General features: G+C 51.2%; 23 protein-coding genes. 15 read left to right on the top strand and 8 right to left on the bottom strand.

What is annotated here, in order from left to right; genetic code table 11:
- Positions 1-430: 430 nt before the first annotated feature.
- The 3 genes from yqaB (at position 431) to luxS (ending at position 3,433) form a co-directional block, all read left to right on the top strand.
- Positions 431-997, top strand: coding sequence for a fructose-1-phosphate/6-phosphogluconate phosphatase (gene yqaB / locus JK223_RS16595; RefSeq protein ID WP_212715248.1), 567 nt, complete (start codon positions 431-433; stop codon positions 995-997).
- 209 nt (positions 998-1,206) lie between these two features.
- Positions 1,207-2,769 (top strand): glutamate--cysteine ligase, encoded by a 1,563-nt coding sequence (gene gshA / locus JK223_RS16590; protein WP_212715247.1) that lies wholly within the window; start codon positions 1,207-1,209, stop codon positions 2,767-2,769.
- A 148-nt stretch (positions 2,770-2,917) separates the two neighbouring features.
- On the top strand, positions 2,918-3,433 hold the full coding sequence (luxS, locus tag JK223_RS16585) for an S-ribosylhomocysteine lyase (RefSeq protein WP_212715246.1): 516 nt from the start codon (positions 2,918-2,920) through the stop codon (positions 3,431-3,433).
- A 91-nt stretch (positions 3,434-3,524) separates the two neighbouring features.
- On the opposite strand, the gene JK223_RS16580 is transcribed toward luxS, so the two are convergent.
- Together JK223_RS16580 and JK223_RS16575 are read right to left on the bottom strand one after the other, a co-directional pair.
- The gene (locus JK223_RS16580; RefSeq protein ID WP_212715245.1) at positions 3,525-4,808 is read right to left on the bottom strand and encodes an HlyC/CorC family transporter; all 1,284 of its coding nucleotides are present in this window, start codon (positions 4,806-4,808) and stop codon (positions 3,525-3,527) included.
- Between the two features lie 24 nt (positions 4,809-4,832).
- Positions 4,833-5,624 (bottom strand): inner membrane protein YpjD, encoded by a 792-nt coding sequence (locus JK223_RS16575; RefSeq protein ID WP_212715244.1) that lies wholly within the window; start codon positions 5,622-5,624, stop codon positions 4,833-4,835.
- Positions 5,625-5,795: 171 nt separating this feature from the next.
- Between JK223_RS16575 and ffh the strand changes: the two genes are divergently transcribed.
- From ffh to rplS, 5 genes are all read left to right on the top strand, one after another.
- Positions 5,796-7,157, top strand: coding sequence for a signal recognition particle protein (ffh, locus tag JK223_RS16570; protein WP_212715243.1), 1,362 nt, complete (start codon positions 5,796-5,798; stop codon positions 7,155-7,157).
- Positions 7,158-7,303: 146 nt separating this feature from the next.
- Entirely contained in the window at positions 7,304-7,552 is a 249-nt protein-coding gene (rpsP, locus tag JK223_RS16565) for a 30S ribosomal protein S16 (protein ID WP_212715242.1), read from the top strand.
- Between the two features lie 24 nt (positions 7,553-7,576).
- Positions 7,577-8,125: a ribosome maturation factor RimM gene (gene rimM, locus JK223_RS16560; RefSeq protein WP_025902544.1), complete on the top strand. Its 549-nt coding sequence runs from the start codon at positions 7,577-7,579 to the stop codon at positions 8,123-8,125.
- 35 nt (positions 8,126-8,160) lie between these two features.
- Positions 8,161-8,925 carry a tRNA (guanosine(37)-N1)-methyltransferase TrmD gene (gene trmD, locus JK223_RS16555; protein WP_212715250.1) on the top strand — a complete coding sequence of 255 codons (765 nt, stop codon included), beginning with the start codon at positions 8,161-8,163 and terminating at the stop codon, positions 8,923-8,925.
- Positions 8,926-8,967: 42 nt separating this feature from the next.
- The gene (gene rplS / locus JK223_RS16550; protein WP_025902542.1) at positions 8,968-9,315 is read left to right on the top strand and encodes a 50S ribosomal protein L19; all 348 of its coding nucleotides are present in this window, start codon (positions 8,968-8,970) and stop codon (positions 9,313-9,315) included.
- 234 nt (positions 9,316-9,549) lie between these two features.
- On the opposite strand, the gene JK223_RS16545 is transcribed toward rplS, so the two are convergent.
- Both JK223_RS16545 and JK223_RS16540 read right to left on the bottom strand, forming a co-directional pair.
- Complete coding sequence (locus JK223_RS16545) at positions 9,550-9,888, bottom strand: contact-dependent growth inhibition system immunity protein (RefSeq protein ID WP_212715241.1); 339 nt, start codon at positions 9,886-9,888, stop codon at positions 9,550-9,552.
- 8 nt (positions 9,889-9,896) lie between these two features.
- Positions 9,897-10,712 (bottom strand): RNase A-like domain-containing protein, encoded by an 816-nt coding sequence (locus JK223_RS16540; RefSeq protein WP_212715240.1) that lies wholly within the window; start codon positions 10,710-10,712, stop codon positions 9,897-9,899.
- A gap of 547 nt (positions 10,713-11,259) precedes the next feature.
- Here JK223_RS16540 and JK223_RS16535 point away from each other — a divergent pair.
- Positions 11,260-12,549, top strand: a complete 1,290-nt coding sequence (locus tag JK223_RS16535; RefSeq protein WP_212715239.1) for a cystathionine gamma-synthase family protein — start codon at positions 11,260-11,262, stop codon at positions 12,547-12,549.
- A gap of 42 nt (positions 12,550-12,591) precedes the next feature.
- On the opposite strand, the gene JK223_RS16530 is transcribed toward JK223_RS16535, so the two are convergent.
- Positions 12,592-13,191, bottom strand: coding sequence for a nitroreductase family protein (locus JK223_RS16530; RefSeq protein ID WP_212715238.1), 600 nt, complete (start codon positions 13,189-13,191; stop codon positions 12,592-12,594).
- Positions 13,192-13,598: 407 nt separating this feature from the next.
- Here JK223_RS16530 and adhP point away from each other — a divergent pair, with 407 nt between their 5' ends.
- The 4 genes from adhP (at position 13,599) to JK223_RS16510 (ending at position 17,408) form a co-directional block, all read left to right on the top strand.
- The gene (gene adhP, locus JK223_RS16525; RefSeq protein ID WP_212715237.1) at positions 13,599-14,618 is read left to right on the top strand and encodes an alcohol dehydrogenase AdhP; all 1,020 of its coding nucleotides are present in this window, start codon (positions 13,599-13,601) and stop codon (positions 14,616-14,618) included.
- A gap of 343 nt (positions 14,619-14,961) precedes the next feature.
- Positions 14,962-15,738, top strand: a complete 777-nt coding sequence (gene lldR / locus JK223_RS16520) for a transcriptional regulator LldR (RefSeq protein WP_212715236.1) — start codon at positions 14,962-14,964, stop codon at positions 15,736-15,738.
- Positions 15,739-15,740: 2 nt separating this feature from the next.
- On the top strand, positions 15,741-16,880 hold the full coding sequence (lldD, locus tag JK223_RS16515; protein ID WP_212715235.1) for an FMN-dependent L-lactate dehydrogenase LldD: 1,140 nt from the start codon (positions 15,741-15,743) through the stop codon (positions 16,878-16,880).
- A gap of 99 nt (positions 16,881-16,979) precedes the next feature.
- Entirely contained in the window at positions 16,980-17,408 is a 429-nt protein-coding gene (locus tag JK223_RS16510; protein ID WP_212715234.1) for an OsmC family protein, read from the top strand.
- A gap of 25 nt (positions 17,409-17,433) precedes the next feature.
- On the opposite strand, the gene JK223_RS16505 is transcribed toward JK223_RS16510, so the two are convergent.
- The gene (locus JK223_RS16505; RefSeq protein ID WP_249213677.1) at positions 17,434-17,703 is read right to left on the bottom strand and encodes a hypothetical protein; all 270 of its coding nucleotides are present in this window, start codon (positions 17,701-17,703) and stop codon (positions 17,434-17,436) included.
- 80 nt (positions 17,704-17,783) lie between these two features.
- Positions 17,784-17,981 (bottom strand): hypothetical protein, encoded by a 198-nt coding sequence (locus tag JK223_RS16500; RefSeq protein ID WP_212715233.1) that lies wholly within the window; start codon positions 17,979-17,981, stop codon positions 17,784-17,786.
- A 162-nt stretch (positions 17,982-18,143) separates the two neighbouring features.
- Here JK223_RS16500 and JK223_RS16495 point away from each other — a divergent pair, with 162 nt between their 5' ends.
- Positions 18,144-18,341 (top strand): hypothetical protein, encoded by a 198-nt coding sequence (locus tag JK223_RS16495; protein WP_212715251.1) that lies wholly within the window; start codon positions 18,144-18,146, stop codon positions 18,339-18,341.
- A 36-nt stretch (positions 18,342-18,377) separates the two neighbouring features.
- Here JK223_RS16495 and JK223_RS16490 read toward each other — a convergent pair whose 3' ends face one another.
- Entirely contained in the window at positions 18,378-19,031 is a 654-nt protein-coding gene (locus JK223_RS16490; RefSeq protein WP_212715249.1) for a CPBP family intramembrane glutamic endopeptidase, read from the bottom strand.
- 368 nt (positions 19,032-19,399) lie between these two features.
- Here JK223_RS16490 and JK223_RS16485 point away from each other — a divergent pair, with 368 nt between their 5' ends.
- Positions 19,400-19,693 carry an I78 family peptidase inhibitor gene (locus JK223_RS16485; RefSeq protein WP_212715232.1) on the top strand — a complete coding sequence of 98 codons (294 nt, stop codon included), beginning with the start codon at positions 19,400-19,402 and terminating at the stop codon, positions 19,691-19,693.
- Positions 19,694-20,078 lie beyond the last annotated feature (385 nt).

Below are 20,078 nucleotides of genomic sequence, written 5' to 3'. Positions count from 1 at the left end.
ACTGCTTACTGCTTACTGCTTACTGCTTACTGCTTACTGCTTACTGCTTACTGCTTACGGCTTACTGCTTACTGCTTGTGATCGGCATTTTCACGTCTTTCCCGCCGTACATCGATCCCCTGTTATTCCCGGGCACTATTTTTCCCGCCGTTGTCTGTCAGTCCTTCTCTCTGTGAGTCAGGCAGGATCCTTACGCTTTGCCCAAAGCCTGCCCGCTAAGCAGGGACCCTTCCTGGCCAATATCTCCGGCTTCTGACTGACATTAAGAGTATTTCGCCGGACAACTGCATGACGAATGGCAGGGGGATTCCTATTGAGCATCAGTTCGTTAGCTGGATTTTTGCATTAGCATTTACGGTTTACTCAGGACGGCGACAATCCACCTGCATTAATATAAAGTAACGACTTACCGGTTTAGTCTGGAGTCACTATGTACGATCATTATGACGGGCTTATTTTTGATATGGATGGCACGCTGGTAAACAGTGAGCCGGCACACCGACAGGCATGGACGCAGGTGTTAGAAAAGCACCGTCTGACGTTCTCTTTTGAACAAATGATCGCACTCAACGGTGCCCCGTCCTGGAAAATTGCCCACCAGATCATCGTTGCGAATGACGTAACACTCGATTCTTCCCAGTTAGCCGCAGAAAAAGAGCGGTATCTGGATAAAATATTACTGACAAATTCCGCGTTGTTGCCCTTGATCGGCGTTGCGAGACATTATCACGGACGTCTGCCGCTGGCCGTGGGTACCGGAAGCAGCCATGCCATGGCCGACCGTCTGCTGACTCACCACGGTGTCCGGCATCTTTTTGAAGTGCTGGTCGGTGCAGATGATGTTCAGCACCATAAACCTGACCCGCAGACTTTCCTGGAATGTGCCAGGCTTATGGGAGTGACACCTGAGAAATGTGTGGTGTTTGAAGATGCTGATTTTGGTCTGCGTGCGGCAAAAGCGGCGGGCATGGATGCGGTTGATGTGCGTACGCTCTGACAGACAATGTCATGCAGACCGTCGTGCCGCTTTCGGTGTAAACGCGGGTCTGTCCGGCGTGAATTGCTGATAATCTGCAAGAATGATCATCTGTGGCCCGGAGCGGGCCGCAGTGACAGCTGTTTGGATTTTTCGTTTATCCTGGTTCGTTGCTACACTGCGACTGTGAACAGAACTATAAGACATTATTATCACCGTGGGAGGTGACAGTGATACCTGACGTATCTGAAGCATTAAGCTGGCTGGAAAAGCACCCTGAAGCCTTAACCGGCATTGGTCGTGGTATTGAACGTGAAACCCTGAGGGTTCAGCCTGACGGGCATCTATCACAACAGGGGCATCCTGGCACGTTGGGTTCAGCACTGACTCATGAGTGGATCATCACCGATTTTGCCGAATCGTTGCTGGAATTTGTCACCCCTGTGGATCGTGATGTTTCGCATTTGCTGGCTTTTTTGCGGGATATCCATCGTCATGTCAGCCGTGAGCTGGGGGAAGAGCGTCTGTGGCCGTTCAGTATGCCCTGCATCATCCCGGATCCTGAAAATATCACTCTGGCACAGTATGGCACCTCAAATATCGGACGGATGAAAACGGTCTATCGTGAGGGGCTTAAACATCGTTATGGCTCACTGATGCAGGTAATTTCAGGGCTGCATTATAATTTCTCTCTGCCGGAAGCTTTCTGGAAAGCAAAATCCGGCCAGCAGAATGCCGCTCCGGGTAAAGACGAGGTCTCTGACGGCTATCTGCAACTTATCCGTAATTATTATCGTTTTGGCTGGATCATTCCTTATCTGTTTGGGGCATCCCCGGCGATCTGTGAAAGTTTTCTGCCTCAGGGCGGGGGCGACCTGCCGCTGGAAGACAATGGCAAAGGTACGTTATGGCTGCCGTATGCAACGTCTCTGCGTCTCAGTGACCTGGGATATACAAATAAATCACAAAGTGCTCTGGGCATTACGTTCAATTCACTCGAAGAGTATGTTGCAGCGCTGAAGAAGGCGATAAAAACCCCGTCCGCGCAGTATGCTAAACTAGGTGTTAAGGACAGTGAGGGCCGTCGTATTCAGTTGAATACGAATGTGCTGCAGATTGAGAATGAACTTTATGCACCCATTCGCCCGAAACGGGTAATTCGTTCCGGAGAAGCACCGTCCGAGGCTCTGAAGCGGGGTGGGATAGAATATATTGAAGTCCGCTCTCTGGATGTGAATCCGTTTACACCAATCGGTATCAATGATGAACAGGTGCGTTTTTTAGATATGTTCCTGATCTGGTGTGCGCTGGCGGAGGCTCCGGATATGAGTGCAGACGAACTGCAATGCACCCGGGGTAACTGGAACCGGGTGGTGATGGAAGGACGTAAGCCCGGGCTTACCCTGCGTTCAGGTTGCGGAGAATTTGTGTATCCGCTTAAAGAGGCGGCGCTGGGGATGTTTGACGGACTTGAGCGTATCGCGAAGGTTCTGGATTCGACCGGGCAAGGCGACCATTATCAGCAGGTCTGCCGGAACCTGTTACGTTCGGTGGAAGACCCGGAGCAGACTTACTCTGCGCGTATCCTGAAGGATATGCAGCAACAGGGTCTGGCTGGCGCAGGTATTACGCTGGCAGAGCACTATCATCAGATGTTAGTGTCTGAACCCCTGGAGGTACTCACTGATGAGCAGTTCCGTCGCCAGGCGGAAGCATCGGTTCTCGCACAGAAGAGCATTGAAGCGGGTGATACACTTAGTTTCGAAGACTATCTGGCGGGCAGGGAAGGCTGAAAAAAGAAAAGGCCACATCACTGTGGCCAAATAAACATCTCTGTTGTCAGGGATGATGATAACAAATGCGCGTCTTTCATATACTCAGACGCACGCCTGGCGGAAAAGTTTCATAAAACCCGAAAATTTTTTTAAAAGAGGTAACGATATGCCATTGCTGGATAGTTTTACTGTTGATCATACCCGTATGGCAGCGCCTGCGGTTCGTGTTGCGAAGACCATGAATACACCTCATGGCGACACGATCACTGTGTTCGATCTGCGTTTCTGCATTCCTAACAAAGAAGTGATGCCTGAGCGCGGGATCCACACCCTTGAACACCTGTTTGCAGGTTTCATGCGTAATCACCTGAACGGTGAGGGCGTGGAAATTATCGATATTTCACCGATGGGTTGCCGTACAGGGTTCTATATGAGTCTAATCGGTACGCCGGACGAGCAGCGTGTGGCAGATGCCTGGAAAGCGGCGATGGAAGATGTGCTGAAAGTGACTGACCAGCGCAAGATCCCTGAACTGAACGAGTTCCAGTGCGGTACTTACGAGATGCACTCTCTGGAAGAAGCCCAGGATATCGCTCGTCACATCATCAGCCATGATGTTCGCGTGAACCACAATGATGAACTGGCTCTGCCTGCGGAAACGCTGAAAGAGTTACACATCTAGTTCTCAGAGTGTCAGGCGCCGCTTTCAGGCGGCTGAAATAAAAAAGGCGGCGGACCTTCCGGTTCCGCCGCCTTTTTTGATTCCTGCAGGTTTACCCCAGCGATTCTTCGAGCGTCGTATGGGGCGTGATCCGCGTCTGTTTAACCATATTGTCCTGAACGTCGAGGATCTCGACAGCGTAGTGGCCAATCTGTACTTTTCTCTGTACCTGAGGGATCTCTTCCAGCGCTTCCAGCAACATACCGTTAATGGTACGTGCGCCATCTTCCGGCAGCGTCCAGTTAAAGGCTTTATTGATTTCCCGGACATTTGCACTGCCATCGACCAGCACCGACCCGTCATTCTGTGGCATCACTTCTTCTGCCAGAGAAGGAGACATCGAGGTGGTGAAGTCGCCGACGATCTCTTCCAGAATATCCTCAATGGTCACCAGCCCTTTGATATCACCGTATTCATCGACAATCAGGCCCGCTTTCTTTTTATTACGCTGAAACTTCACCAGCTGCATATTCAATGCCGTCCCCTGAGGAATGTAATAAATCTCATCGGCCGCACGCAGCAGGTTTTCTTTGGTGAACTCTTTCTTTTCAGTCATCATGCGCCAGGCTTCCCGGACCCGCAGCATACCTACGGTGTCATCCAGCGTATCCCGGAATAAAACAATGCGCCCATGCGGGGAGTGGGTCAGCTGACGAATGATGGATTTCCAGTCATCATTGACGTTGATACCGACAATTTCATTCCGGGGCACCATGATGTCATCGACGGTGACTTTTTCCAGATCCAGCACGGACAGCAGCATATCCTGATTCCGGCGCGACATCAGCGAGCGCGATTCGTGGACGATGGTTCGTAACTCTTCTTTACTGAGCGCAGAGTTAACCGCACCGCTGGTACGAATACCGACCAGCCGCATCAGAACCCGGGTAATGGAGTTCAGCAGCCAGACGATGGGCATCATAATAATCTGTAACGGTGCCAGTAAAAAACTGCTCGGGTAGGCCACTTTTTCCGGATAGAGCGCAGCAATCGTTTTTGGCAGTACCTCGGCAAAGACCAGCACGACGAAGGTCAGGATCCCGGTGGCAATAGCGACCCCGGTATTTCCGTACAGACGGATACCGACAATGGTTGCCAGCGAGGAGGCCAGAATATTCACCAGGTTGTTACCGATCAGTACCAGACTGATCAGGCGGTCAGGTTTGGATAACAGCTTCTCGACCCGTTTGGCTGCACGGTTACCATTGCGTGCATTATGGCGCAGTTTATAGCGGTTAAGCGTCATCATACCGGTCTCGGAGCCGGCAAACCAGGCGGAGACCAGGATCATGATGACCAGTGTGATAATTAGCGTAGAAGTTGAAACATGATCCAACGCGAAATTTCCTTTTTTAATAAATTAGCGGGTTAACAGGTATCCGATCGTACGGCTGCCAAAATAGGCCATCGTCAGCAGCACAGCGCCGCCGCAGTTGAACCACACCACCCGGCGACCACGCCAGCCTTCACGGTAATGTCCCCACAGCAGTACGATATAGACAAACCAGGCGAGTATGGAAAGGACGGCTTTATCAATATTGTCTTCTGAAAAGAGGTCATGCATATAGAACAGGCCGCTACACAGCACCAGCGTCAGAAGCACCACACCGACCTGCGTGATATGGAACATTTTACGTTCAATCACCATCAGCGGGGGCATATCATGACTGAAAGCCAGCTTCTTATTTTTCAGCTGATAATCAATCCATGCCAGTTGCAGTGCATACAGGGCAGCAATGATCAGTGTCGCATAGGCAAACAGAGCCAGACCAATGTGAACCAGTATACCGGGGGTGGCTTCCAGATGAGTCAGGAAAGCATTGGGGACAAAGGTGGCAAACGTCAGGTTAATAAGCGAAAAACTATAGACAAAGGGCAGCAGCAGCCAGCCGCGGTTACGGGACGCGACAATCGTCATCACCGCACAAATCATCAGACTGACCAGTGATCCTGTGTTCAGTAAGCTGAAGTTCTGTACTGAGCCTGGCAGGAAAATCCGTTGTTCAATAGCGACGCCATGCGATATCAGCGCGATAACCGCCGAAAGCATAGCCATACGCCGCCAGCCACTGCCCCGTGTCAGCAGGCTTGGAATAATCAAGGCGAGACTCAGTGAATAGGCGAATAGCGCCAAAATCGCAAAAACTGACATAAAAGGTTTCGTGTTAGCCATCAGTGAGTGTTCAGAAAGGGCAGTATAGCGTTAGCAGCGACTTGCGCCAAACGATCTGATGGTCAATTGCAGAGATCGCTGACGCTTCATGTTATACTGCCCGGAAAATGTCGCACAGGCGGCTTCGCTATATATTCTGAGTGATAGATAATGTTTGATAATTTAACCGATCGTTTGTCGCAAACACTGCGCAATATCAGCGGCCGCGGAAGGCTGACAGAAGACAATATTAAAGACACTCTGCGTGAAGTGCGCATGGCATTACTGGAGGCCGATGTCGCCCTGCCGGTAGTCCGTGATTTTATCTCCAGGGTTAAAGAGAGCGCCGTCGGGCACGACGTCAATAAAAGCCTGACCCCGGGCCAGGAGTTCATCAAGATAGTTCGTGATGAACTGGTGGCAGCCATGGGCGCTGAAAATAACACCCTGAATCTTGCTGCACAGCCCCCGGCCGTGGTGCTGATGGCGGGTTTGCAGGGGGCCGGTAAAACGACCAGCGTCGGGAAATTAGGTAAATTCCTGAAAGAGAAACACAAGAAGAAAGTACTGGTGGTTTCTGCCGACGTCTATCGCCCTGCGGCGATCAAACAGCTCGAAACCCTGGCCGAACAGGTGGGCGTGGATTTCTGTCCGTCGGATATCTCTCAGAAGCCGGTAGATATTGTCAGCCAGGCCTTAAATGAAGCCAGACTGAAGTTTTATGATGTGCTGCTGGTGGATACCGCCGGTCGTTTGCATGTCGATGAAGCGATGATGGATGAAATCAAACAGGTTCATGCCGCGATCAACCCGGTAGAAACCCTGTTTGTTGTCGATGCCATGACCGGTCAGGATGCGGCAAACACCGCGAAGGCCTTTAACGAAGCCCTGCCTCTGACCGGGGTTATCCTGACCAAAGTGGACGGTGATGCCCGCGGCGGGGCTGCATTGTCTATTCGCCATATTACCGGTAAACCGATCAAGTTTATGGGGATGGGCGAAAAAACCGAAGCGCTGGAAGCTTTCTATCCGGAACGTATTGCCTCACGTATTCTTGGCATGGGGGACATGTTGTCGCTTATCGAAGATATTGAGAGCAAAGTTGACCGTGATCAGGCCGAAAAGCTGGCGAAGAAGCTGAAAACCGGCGATGGTTTTGACCTCAATGACTTCCTGCAGCAACTGAAACAGATGCGTAATATGGGTGGCATGGCCAGCCTGATGGGTAAACTGCCAGGTATGGGGCAGTTACCTGATAACGTAAAATCTCAGATGGATGATAAAGTGCTGGTCCGTATGGAAGCCATTATCAACTCCATGACGCGCAAAGAGCGCGAGAAGCCTGAAATCATCAAAGGGTCGCGTAAGCGTCGTATTGCGACCGGGTGTGGTTTACAGGTTCAGGACGTTAACCGCCTGCTGAAACAATTTGATGATATGCAGCGGATGATGAAAAAGATGAAAAAAGGTGGCATGGCCAAGATGTTACGTGGCATGAAAGGGGCGATGCCGCCAGGATTTCCAGGCCGTTAAGCCGGAATAATGAAAAGCCCGGCGTCTGATTCACTTAACAGGTTGCTTTTTGCGCCAAAATGAGTAAAATTTTCGGGCTTTTTATATTGCACCCGGGCCCCGTTCCTCGATGGGGCCCGGTTGTTTTATTAACTAAAGAGGATGTTATGGTAACAATTCGTTTGGCACGTCACGGCGCTAAAAAGCGTCCATTCTATCAGGTTGTCGTTACTGACAGCCGTAATGCGCGTAATGGTCGTTTCATTGAGCGCGTTGGTTTCTTCAACCCGGTTGCATCTGGTCAGGCTGAAGCACTGCGTCTGGATCTGGATCGCATCGAACACTGGGTTGGCTTAGGCGCAACTGTTTCTGACCGCGTTCACGCGCTGGTTAAAGAAGCGAAAAAAGCAGCTTAATCTGTCACGGTGGCGAACATGAGCATGACCAGAAAATCTACCGCACAACCTCCTGTTAATTCTCTTACGTTAGGAAAGATGGGAGCGGCCTACGGTATTCGTGGTTGGCTCAAAGTGTTTTCTTCCACTGAAGACGCTGAGCGTATCTTTGATTACCAACCCTGGTTTATTCAGCGTGCCGGTCAATGGCAGCAGGTTGAACTGGAAGGCTGGAAAAATCACAATCAGGACATGATTATCAAAGTCAAAGGCATTGATGATCGTGATGCGGCGGCTCAATTAACGAATTGCGAAATTGTGGTTGATTCGACGCAGTTGCCCGAGCTGGAAGACGGTGACTACTACTGGAAAGACCTTATCGGTTGCCAGGTGGTTAACGTTGAAGGCTACGCGATGGGGAAAGTCATTGATATGATGGAAACCGGGTCGAACGACGTGATGGTCGTGAAGGCAAACCTGAAAGATGCTTTTGGCGCTAAAGAGCGGTTAATCCCGTTTCTTTATGAACAGGTTATCAGAAAAGTCGATCTCTCTGCTGGCACAATTGAAGTAGATTGGGATCCTGGTTTTTGATCTCCGGACATAACGGTAAACCAACGGCGAACGCTATGTGGATTGGTGTGATAAGCCTGTTTCCAGAGATGTTTCGTGCGATTACCGATTACGGGGTAACTGGCCGGGCTGTAAAAAGCGGTCTGCTCAGCATTCAGTGCTGGAGTCCAAGAGACTTCACACATGACAGGCATCGTACTGTCGACGACCGTCCTTATGGGGGCGGGCCGGGAATGCTGATGATGGTGCAACCTTTACGGGATGCTATCCATGCAGCGAAAGCAGCGGCAGGTGAAGGTGCTAAGGTGATTTATCTGTCACCTCAGGGACGCAAACTGGACCAACAGGGCGTTTGCGAACTCGCCGCAGATCAGAAGCTAATTCTGGTGTGTGGCAGGTATGAAGGTATTGATGAGCGGGTAATCGACGCCGAAATTGATGAAGAATGGTCAATCGGTGATTACGTGCTCAGCGGCGGGGAACTGCCGGCAATGACGATGATCGACTCGGTCGCCCGGTTTATTCCGGGAGTGCTCGGGAAACAGGCATCGGCGGAAGAAGACTCGTTTTCTGACGGATTGCTGGATTGTCCGCATTATACCCGACCTGAAGTGTTAGAAGGTGTGGAGGTACCGCCGGTTCTGCTGTCGGGAAACCATGCTGAAATTCGCCGCTGGCGTCTGAAGCAGTCGTTGGGCCGTACCTGGCTAAGAAGACCTGAGCTTCTGGAAAACCTGGCTCTGACTGAAGAGCAAACTAAATTGTTGCGTGAGTTCCGTAAGGAACACCAGCAGCAACAACATGATGATACGGAAGAGTAATCTTCCCTGAATATCAGTTTACCCAGGATAAGAGATTTAATTATGAGCAACATTATTAAACAAATTGAACAAGAACAGATGAAACAGGATGTACCTTCATTCCGTCCGGGTGACTCCGTGGAAGTGAAAGTATGGGTCGTTGAAGGTTCTAAAAAACGTCTGCAGGCATTCGAGGGCGTGGTTATCGCTATTCGTAACCGCGGTCTGCACTCTGCATTCACTGTTCGTAAGATTTCTAACGGCGAAGGTGTTGAGCGTGTATTCCAGACTCACTCACCAGTAATTGACAGCATTGCTGTTAAACGTCGTGGTGCTGTACGTCAGGCCAAACTGTACTACCTGCGTGAGCGTACTGGTAAGGCTGCTCGTATCAAAGAGCGTCTTAACTAAGGTATCGCTAACGCGACATCTGAAAGTTAATAGCAGAAAGGGGTTGGCCAGTGGCCAGCCCCTTTTTTTTGCCTGCGGGCAGTCGCCTGGCAGGGAGGAAAGTCAGCGTATTACCTGCGTAAGAGAACGATATTGCAGATTTTTTGGGGAGCCTGGTGCCGGTATTTTCGGAATGACGATACAGCAGAGTTCTGTTTAACGGACCCGGTTAAGCACTCTCTTTTCCCCGTGCTCTTAAAATTTTGATAATTCTGAGGAGTAGCCATTCGCGTGAAGGTAGTCGATGACTCTCACTTTAACGGCACTGAGCCACTCAGCGGCTGTCATATCCCATCTGTCGGGCGAAAAATCAACGCGGTATCGCACGGTAAAAAACCTCAGCCCCAGCGGTTCCTGCTCAAATTCCTGAATATTAGCCAGCAGCATTCTCAGATGGAAGGGTGATGAAGTGGCTATATATTCATTCAGTAAGTTATCGAAATTACACCCGGGATCGAAAATATCACAATCCTGGCCGTAGTACGCCACAACGAGGTTATCCATCTCACAGGATTTGGTCATATCAGTATCCATATCACTCCTTATGGCGTAGGGAAGGCCGTCACCAGATAATATTGTCTGCCATTGAATGTTGCTGGCCTGATAACGAGCCGGACACCATAGGCTTTTTTAACCTCAGTCGCCCCTCGCTCAACGTAGGTCCCTGTTTGAGAATTAAATCTGTGTGCATAAACGAGTGTGGCGCGGGAATGTGTATATTTCAGGGCATATTCAATCTGCCGGCTCTTAACAGAAAGTACTTCAGAAATAATCAGCTCAGCTTGTCTCATATTTTTAAAGCTGGCTGAAATAGGCGGGGCACGCGGTTCTGATAAACGGGCAATCAGTTGTTCTGGTGTCTGACCGACGTGACGGGCTATTGTATGCCCCAGACTTCCCCCTTCATGCTCTGCCAGCCTGATACGACCAAAATATACTGAGGCGACTCTTGCTACTCCTGCAGCAGAAGCGAAAACAAAGGGAACGGTAAGGTCAACGGTTATACCCACTCTGTAAGCCGTGGCAGAATCAGCGCCAAATTGCCCTGCAGTTATTTCGGCTAATCGGGAAGTCGCTGTTTCTGAACGACGTCCGCTCCAAACCTGCCTTAGAGAGGCATAAAGAGCATCAAGACTATGAGCGCCCACAACAATACAACCTGCTTTTGTGATCATGGTAGGTTCAGGCACAATGCATAACACGCCGGCACCGAAGATTTCCACAACACTGCCAACGACACCTAAACCTCCCCACAGGCGATTACTGAGTATCTCACCTTCGCTTACTGTCTGGTGGCGAACCATAGCAGCCAATTGTGTGGGCGATAAAACGAAACTAAGCCCTTCATCCTTATTCATTATCAAATCCTTTTTAATCGTGAATATGAATTTTGCAAAGGTAAGGCTATTACGGAGGTTTAATTTTTAAAAGTGTTTACTGTCGGGAGATGCCAGTTTTGACAGCCTTCCTCACGGTTTTCCGAAAAATCATCCGCCCCGTAAAGGGCCTTTCACGATCAGCCGCTTGATGACTTCGCTAATCCTGGCGCTGACCGGATTTGTCAGGATGATTCCCGGTCTCAGGTGTATGAGTCTATTTGCAATAACTGACCGGACTCTCCCTGAATCCGGTGGCAGGTCATCGCTGACCTTATTCATTAACTGAATGCCTCCTGACCACAGCCTCTGACTACCCGGGGGGGCCTGTTCCCTCATCAGCCACTGCATCCCCGGGGATAACTGATATCACAGCTCCGGCCGGACAGGGATTTATACGGGACTGACATCACTTTTCGTCCGGAAATGTTATTATGTGTTCATTCAGCCGCGGTTGCAGGTCAGATTGTCTGATGCTGTACGACCCGGCGCCCGTAAAAACGGGGACTGACGACGACAGGAACATGTTATGAGTGACGGTAAAACCATTAAAACCCGACAGGGAGAGCATCAGCTGCATCCGGAAACATTGATGACCAGTTATGGTTATGACCCGATGTTATCTGAAGGTGCGGTGAAGCCTCCGGTTTTCCTTACCTCAACCTTTATTTTTCGTACCGCAGAAGAAGGGAAAACCTTCTTCGATGTCGCCAGCGGACGTCAGGCGGCTCCGGACGGGACGCGCGAAGGGCTGGTCTATTCCCGTTTTAACCATCCTAACAGTGAAATTGTGGAAGACCGTCTGGCGCTGTATGAAGGCGCTGAACGTTGTGCCCTGTTTTCCTCAGGGATGTCGGCGATTAGCTCAGTATTACTGACGTTGTGTCAGCCAGGGGATGTGGTGCTGAAAACCCAGCCACTCTACGGCGGCACAGAAACCCTGTTTAATAAAACCCTGGCCCGCTTAGGGATCAGCAGCCATCCGTTAAGTGATGCGCTGTCGTATGAACCGATGCTGGCGTCCGGTAAGGCCGCGCTCAGCACCGGTCGTGTGGCTGCCATCTTTGTGGAAACACCGGCTAACCCGACCAACTCGCTGGCGGATATTCGTCTGCTTGCCAGGCTCGCTGATGAACTTGAGCAGTTACAGGGCTTCCGTCCGCCGGTGGTCTGCGATAATACGTTGCTCGGTCCGGTGTTTCAGCGTCCTCTGGCACTGGGTGCCGATATCAGTGTTTACTCTCTGACCAAATATGTCGGCGGGCATTCTGATTTGGTGGCGGGCGCAGCGATGGGGAGCCGTGCGCTGATGGCGCCGGTCAGGCAGATGCGCAGTGCGATAGGGACTCAGCTTGACCCGCATTCCTGCTGGATGCTGGGGCGCTCTCTGGAAACCCTGCAGTTACGCATGGAAAAAGCGAATAATAATGCCCGGAAAGTGGCCGAATTTCTTCAACAGCACCCCGGGATTTCGGCGGTCAATTACCTGCCTTTCAAAGGGGCGGAAACCCCGGAAGGTAAATTGTATCAGCAGCAGTGTCAGGGGGCCGGGTCCACATTCTCTTTTGATGTCGGACAGACACAGGCAGATGCCTTCCGGTTCCTGAATCACCTGAAAATTTTCAGGCTGGCTGTCAGTCTGGGGGGGACCGAATCGCTGGCGAGTCATCCGGCGACCACCACGCACTCCGGTGTCGCAAAAGAAACCCGCGAAGCCTTTGCTATCTACGATACTACGGTTCGCGTCTCTATCGGCATCGAGCATCCGGACGATCTGATTGCCGATCTGCAACAGGCGCTGGACTCTCTGTCAGCATAATGCATTGTATGCCGGCCGGCAGGCCGGCATAGCGCTGAACGCTTAGCGTGCAACGATAAAGCGTTCACTGTCAGGAATATAGGTCTTGTCTCCTGCCGGGGCTTCGATGGCACCGAAGTTCATCTGCGCCCGCAATTTCCAGCTGGCCGGAATATTCCATGCTTTCTGCACATCCTCGTCGACCAGCGGATTATAGTGCTGCAGGTTAGCTCCGATACCTTTCTCTGCCAATGCCAGCCAGACAGCATACTGAGCGATGCCGGTGCTGTGCTCGGACCAGACAGGGAAGTTATCCGCATAGGACGGAAACTGTTGCTGAAGTCCGCTGACGACCTGCTGGTCTTCAAAAAACAGCACCGAGCCTGCCGCAGCCGCAAAGCCTGCCAATTTTTTTTCGGTATTAGCGAAGGCATCAGCAGCCACCCGCTTTTTCAGTTGGTCCCGGGTCAGCGCCCAGAATTTTTTATGTTCCTCGCCGAGCAGGATTAGCGCCCGCGAACTTTGGGAATTAAAAGCCGAGGGCGCATTCCGGATAGCGGTGCGGATAAGAGAAATCACCTCGTCCTCTGCCAGCGGCAGCGTCGGACCCAGGGCATAGATAGTTCTGCGTTTTTCGGCCAGTTCATTGAAACCTTGCGACATATCGTCTCCTTCGTGAGAGGAAAATATCCCCGTTAATCCCGCAGGGGGAAGTAAGGTGTTTGCCTGTCTGAGCGACAGGGTATGCTTTCCATAGAAATAATACCTCCGGATACTAAGTAACAAATATGATTGATAGTATCAAAGGGTTTAGTCGTGTTTCTTTTCTGATGGTGGCGAGGGGGATTCTCCCCGTCCGATATGTTTTCCTGTCAGAACCGTCACCTGTAACGGGTCTGATTTTTACGGTAATAACAACAACAGGGCGATCCCGTCATAAAACTGTGTTAAAAATAGTCAGGGATATTTAATGTTTTCTGATGAATATCAACTCTTTTACCCTGATAAATCGATACACTCCGGTGTAAGAGATATCCACTTTCACTGTTCCCGTCTTAAGGAGTTCTTCCATGAAAGCAGCAGTCGTAACTAAAGATCATAGTGTAGACATTGTTGATAAGAAACTGCGTCCCCTCGGGCACGGAGAGGCCCTGTTAAAGATGGAGTACTGTGGGGTATGCCATACGGATCTTCATGTAAAAAACGGCGACTTTGGTGACAAAACCGGCGTTATTCTGGGCCATGAAGGTATCGGGGTGGTTAAAGAAATCGGCCCGGGCGTGACTTCTCTGAAGCCGGGCGACCGTGCCAGTGTCGCCTGGTTCTTCCAGGGCTGCGGATACTGTGAGTATTGTAACAGCGGTAATGAAACCCTGTGTCGTAGCGTGAAAAATGCCGGTTATACCGTCGATGGCGGGATGGCTGAAGAATGTATCGTTGTTGCAGATTATGCCGTGAAAGTCCCGGAGGGATTAGATTCTGCCGCCGCCAGCAGCATTACCTGTGCCGGGGTGACGACCTATAAAGCGGTCAAAGTATCTAACATTCGTCCGGGGCAGTGGATTGCGATTTATGGTCTGGGCGGCCTGGGGAACCTGGCGCTGCAGTATGCAAAAAATGTCTTTAATGCGAAAGTTGTCGCCGTCGATGTCAACGAAAATCAGCTCGAATTTGCCAAAGAGATGGGCGCCGATCTGACGATTAACCCGTTAAATGAAGACGCAGCGAAAGTGATGCAGGAAAAATGTGGCGGAGCCCATGCCGCGGTAGTGACTGCGGTCGCTAAATCTGCCTTTAACTCAGCGGTCGATTGTGTACGTGCAGGCGGACGTGTGGTGGCGGTCGGTCTGCCTCCGGAGTCTATGAGTCTGGATATTCCTCGCCTGGTTCTGGACGGTATCGAAGTTGTCGGTTCGCTGGTGGGTACCCGTAAAGATCTGAGTGAAGCTTTCCGTTTCGCGGCGGAAGGGAAAGTGGTGCCGAAAGTTGAAAAACGTAAAGTGGAAGACATTAATGATATTTTCCACGAGATGGAGCAGGGGAAAATCAAAGGCCGTATGGTGATCGACTTCTGTTCACACGACCACTAACCCCCCCACGACTAAAACAGGCTCTGACCGAAAGGTCAGGGCTTTTTTTTGGCTTCAGATAATTTTTCGTCACAGAAAAATGACAATCACTGCCCCGCATTGTAAAAAATTCCGCCAAAGCCGCAGGACGACTGAGTCTGTTTTCGGTTAAATTGGTCAGACCGGATTTTGTTGTAAAGTAAGCTGAATCACACTTCTGATACTAATTCTGTGATCTGTTTCGAATAAACTTAACAACACTTTTACATTGTCGTTAGGATATTCCCGACAACACAGCGTTAACTTCAGGAGATCATGCGTTCGGGATAATCGTCTGAAACAGGGGCTCGCGCCGGAGGGAAACATGGAAAAACCGTCAGATAAACTCAGTGATTTGCTGGTCAGACGCCTGCAAACCCTGATCAGGGAACGGTCACTGACGGCCGGAATGCGGTTACCTTCAGAGCGTAAACTTGCGGCGGAGCTGCAGGTTTCCCGGGCATCGGTCAGGGAAGCACTACAGAAACTGAACAGTGCCGGAGTGGTCACCACGCACCGCGGAGGCGGAACCTATGTGTGTAAAGCGCTCTCGCCCTGGTCGCAACGGGTGATCGTCGAGCCTTTACTGGCTCAGATGGATAACCCCGGCTACCGTTCAGATATTCTGGAAGCAAGACATACGCTGGAAGCGGGAACGGCCTGGCATGCGGCACTCAGAGCCACTGCCGAAGATAAGCAACGGTTACAGTACTGCTTTGATGCCATGTGTGAGTTACAGGAAGGTGGCGATGCCGGCCTGGTGGCTCAGGCCGATGCCCGCTTTCATCTGATGATTGCTGAAGCGTCACACAATGCTGTGTTGTTACAGACTATGCGCGGACTGTTTGATTTATTGCACAGCTCGGTATTACAGAGTCGCCAGCAAATGTTTTCCAGCGAGGATATTGTCAGCCAGTTATCGGAACAACATCTTCATCTGTTGCAGGCGATCCTCCGGGGTGATGCTGAGGCAGCACGTAATGCCGCTAACTGCCATCTCAGTTTCGTGCACAGGACAACACAACAACTTGATGAAGACTATGCCAGACAACTCAGAGTTATTCGCTTGCCTGACAGCCTTCTGCAAAGCACAGAGAATTGATCATGATTATTTCTGCTTCATCTGACTATCGTGCCGCCGCGGAGCGACGTTTACCCCCATTCCTGTTTCATTACATCGATGGCGGGGCCTATACCGAATATACAATGAAACGTAATACCGATGATTTATCCGGTATTGCTCTGCGTCAGCGGGTATTAAAAAATATGTCCTCGCTGAGTCTGGAAACAAAGCTGTTTAATGAGACCTTATCGATGCCGGTTGCGCTCGGGCCGGTAGGCCTGACGGGAATGTATGCCCGCAGAGGGGAAGTACAGGCCGCGAAAGCTGCAGCAAAGGCAGGGATCCCGTTTACCTTATCCACCGTCTCTGTCTGTCCGATTGAAGAAGTGACCCCGGCAATTGACCGTCCGATGTGGTTCCAGCTCTATGTTTTACGTGACCGCGGGTTTATGCGTAACGTACTGGAACGGGCCAAAGCCGCGGGCTGTTCCACGCTGGTCTTTACGGTAGATATGCCGACCCCGGGGGCGCGTTACCGTGATGCTCACTCCGGGATGAGTGGTCCGTTTGCGGCCTCCCGCCGTTATTTACAATCCGTGCAGCATCCTTCCTGGGCGTGGGATGTGGGGGTCATGGGCCGTCCGCATGACCTGGGGAATGTTTCAGCGTATCTCGGCAAGCCGACGGCACTGGAAGACTATATTGGCTGGCTGGCGAATAACTTTGATCAGTCTATTTCCTGGAAGGATCTGGAATGGATCCGGGATTTCTGGGACGGTCCGATGGTGATTAAAGGTATCCTCGACCCGGAAGATGCTAAGGATGCCGTGCGTTTTGGTGCCGATGGTATCGTGGTATCTAACCACGGCGGACGACAACTGGATGGCGTACTGTCCACGGCCAGGGCCATGCCTGCAATAGCCGATGCCGTTAAAGGCGACCTTACTCTGCTGGCAGACAGTGGTATCCGTAACGGACTGGATGTTGTACGTATGCTGGCGCTGGGGGCGGATACGGTTTTACTGGGACGAGCGTTTATCTATGCGCTGGCGGCTCACGGGCAGCAGGGAGTTGAGAATCTGCTGACGCTGATCGCTAATGAAATGCGGGTCGCCATGACCCTGACCGGCGCCAAATCGGTTCAGGAGATAAACCGTGATTTACTGGCTAACCTCCAGTGACCCGGATAATTCGCAAACATAGCCTGTAACACAGCAAAACAAGCCAATACTGACAGAGCGACTATACTGAATGCTGAGTAACTTACTACGGAGGAGTGTATGACGATTCATAAGAAAGGTTCGGCTCACTGGGAAGGCGATATTAAAGGTAAAGGGACTGTCAGCACTGAAAGCGGTGCACTCAGTCAGCAACCTTATGGCTTTAACACCCGCTTTGAAGATAAGCCCGGCACGAATCCTGAAGAGTTGATTGGCGCAGCGCATGCAGCCTGTTTCTCCATGGCACTCTCTCTGATGCTGGGCCAGGCGGGGCATACGCCGAAAAGCATCGATACGACCGCCGATGTTTCTCTGGATAAAAAGGGTGAAGGTTTTGCCATCACCAAAGTGGCACTGAAAAGTGTTATCGAACTTCCAGGGATTGATGAGAAAAAATTTGAAGAGATCATCAATAAAGCTAAAGCGGGCTGTCCGGTCTCTCAGTTGCTGAATACCGAAATTACACTGGATTACGTACTGGAAAATTAATTCAGCGGTGTCATTTCCCGGGAGGCTACGGCCTCCCGTCAGTATCCGCTTTTTTTCCGTGCCGGCCGCTGGCAGGCAGGACAGGGGATGCTGAACCGCGCGGAACCCGGATCACCCGGCCCGGATCTGCGGCAATAAATTCTAATGTCGGCGCGTAGTAGAACGGCAACCATCCGCCATATCCCGCTTCCCATTCCCAGCGCACGGGACAGGGCCAGATAATATCCTGATACAGCAAGTAATAGATCCAGCGTCCCCCGGGTTTACGTGGTCGCTTATTTTTTTTAAGCTTCATAAACTATCCGCTATCCGGGGTAACAACGTATCCCACGGGCTTTGGCCGGCCGGGCAGTATTGCAGGTCATACATTAATACCTACTCTGATTCTGACTCTGATCCGCCGCCTCGATGAACCTCACCGCAGAGCAATACCACATGCGGACGGACCTTACGAATACGTTGAGCCATCACCTCACAGCTACTCTGCGTCGGAAAAATATGTTCAGAAACCGGCAATGCATCGCAGGCATCATTACCGCAGGCACTGACTAATAGCACGAATCCGATTAACATGACTAACTCCTTATACCAGTAAGCACATGTCGTGATTGCCGGGTGAACCAGTATAGCACTCTTACAGATAACGCGATGATGACGGAGACCGGCATTACAGGTTTTTCTGCAAGCGGGGGCGTTGCTGCGTTACAATTTAATTTTTCTGCAGGATTTCCCTCAATGATGACAGGTAACAAGATAATGAATGAACCCATCGCCAGCCCTTCCGAAAACCCTAAACAGGCGGCCTTACAGGTTGTGATTGAGCTGGTGCGTGCCGGTAAACTGAGCCCGTTACAGGGAGATGCCTCAAATATGCTGTCGATTTATGAACAGTTCAAAACCCATTTTGAGCAGGAATCTGACGCAGGGGCGTGAGAGGCAATACGCGGTGCGGGCAACGGACTGCCCGCGCTACCAGGCGGTAAGATACAGCGCCGGCACCAGGGCTATCAGATTATTCAGGGTGTGTAAAAACACCGGTAAGGCAAGCCCTTTGCTTTTCATTCTGGCCCAGCACAGCAAGAGGGAGAAAAGCGTCAGTGCCGCGATGGACTGCCAGTGGACATACTGTGTATGCATGGCCGCAAACAGCAGCGAGGTCAGTAAGGTACAGGCCAGTCTGCTTTCAGGGGCCCATAACAGAAAGGCCTGCAGCAGAAACCCGCGGAACAAAACTTCTTCGAATACCGGGGCCAGACAAACGGCGGTGATCAGCAATATTAATTGTGAACTTCGGGCCTGTGACGATTGCTCTGACAGCCAGACCTCCGGCAGCAAATATTGTGTTTCCGCCAGCATCAGGATCAGTAATGCCGCGGTGAACAGGAGTGTCTGTACCAGCGTTAGCTGACCGAAAGGAATGTCGTCCCGGCGCTGACAATAAAAACGATACAACGGATAAATCACCGCGAATTCAAACAGGCAGATCACCGGCACCAGCAAACCACTGGTCCGCAGCACCAGAAAGTCAGGAAACAGCGTTATCATCAGCGTTATCAGATAGTAGATAACAAAACTTCCGAGATAAAACGCGGTAAGTGTGATTTTATCTGAATGTGTATTCATCGGTGGCCCGGAGTTAAGAATCTTCTGAATAGTATCAATGGTACAGATCACTGTCGAGTCATCGGCGATAATCGCAGAGGTCATTGCTGTCACTCAGGAGGATTCGGTGTGCTGTCCTCAGTGAAGACAAAGGGCCTGCATGTCGTTTGACCCGCGGTAAACACCCGTAGCGGCGGCCTGGCAGTGAGATACACAGGTCGCTTTGCGACAGAAACCCGTGACAGTAAACAGTATGGCTGCCGGGGGATAATTTTCCGTGCCGCAGGTGGCATTTCATTATTAAATCAGCACAGGCGTGACCCGGACCGGTATTTCTGCGCTAAGCAAAGTCCGCAGGGGAGTCTCTGTGAGGCGTTTAAGGAGTTGTTATGACATTTTACGGAAAGCTCGTGCTGTTAAGCGGAATAGTACTGCTGGCTTCCTGCCAGTCAGCCCGTCAGCATCCGCAGGACCAGGCGTATGTCCCGGATGATGATATGTGCGGGGCCTCTCAGTTTCAGAGCTTTATCGGCAAGCCACTGACTTCGATAGAGAACATGCGATTCGGTACTGAGTCCAGGGCGATTGCCTATAACTCTGTCGTCAGCATGGACTTTAATCTGCGTCGCCTGAATTTTATGGCGGATGCGCAGGGGAACATTACACGGATCTATTGCGGCTGAAACAGTGATCTCTGCCGTCAGGAACCGTGGGACTACGAAAGCGGGCTGTAGGATTAGTGTCAGAAAACTGTTAAGGCTGGTTTCAGTGAATAAACAGAAGGAGGATACGGATTTTTCTGAGCAAGGCTGGTTATATACTGAAGGCCGGAAGCAGAAACAACCCGAATAGAGGTCAACTATGGTACGACTGTTAAAAATTGCTGCTGTTCTGGGCGTCGTGGTAATGCTGAATGGCTGTATTTTCCCGCCTCCCGGAGGAGGATGGGGCGGCGGTGGCGGCGGTCACGGTGGTGGCGGCGGTGGTGGCTGGGGTGGCGGCCTATCTGGCTATGGCGATTGGCGCACCGCTGGGGGTATTACTCGATCAATGGATGGGGATCAGTGG

It is taken from the genome of Tatumella sp. JGM118, from assembly GCF_018257515.1.
GTDB classification, from domain to species: domain Bacteria; phylum Pseudomonadota; class Gammaproteobacteria; order Enterobacterales; family Enterobacteriaceae; genus Tatumella; species Tatumella terrea.
This window is presented reverse-complemented; position numbering and strand designations above follow the sequence as displayed.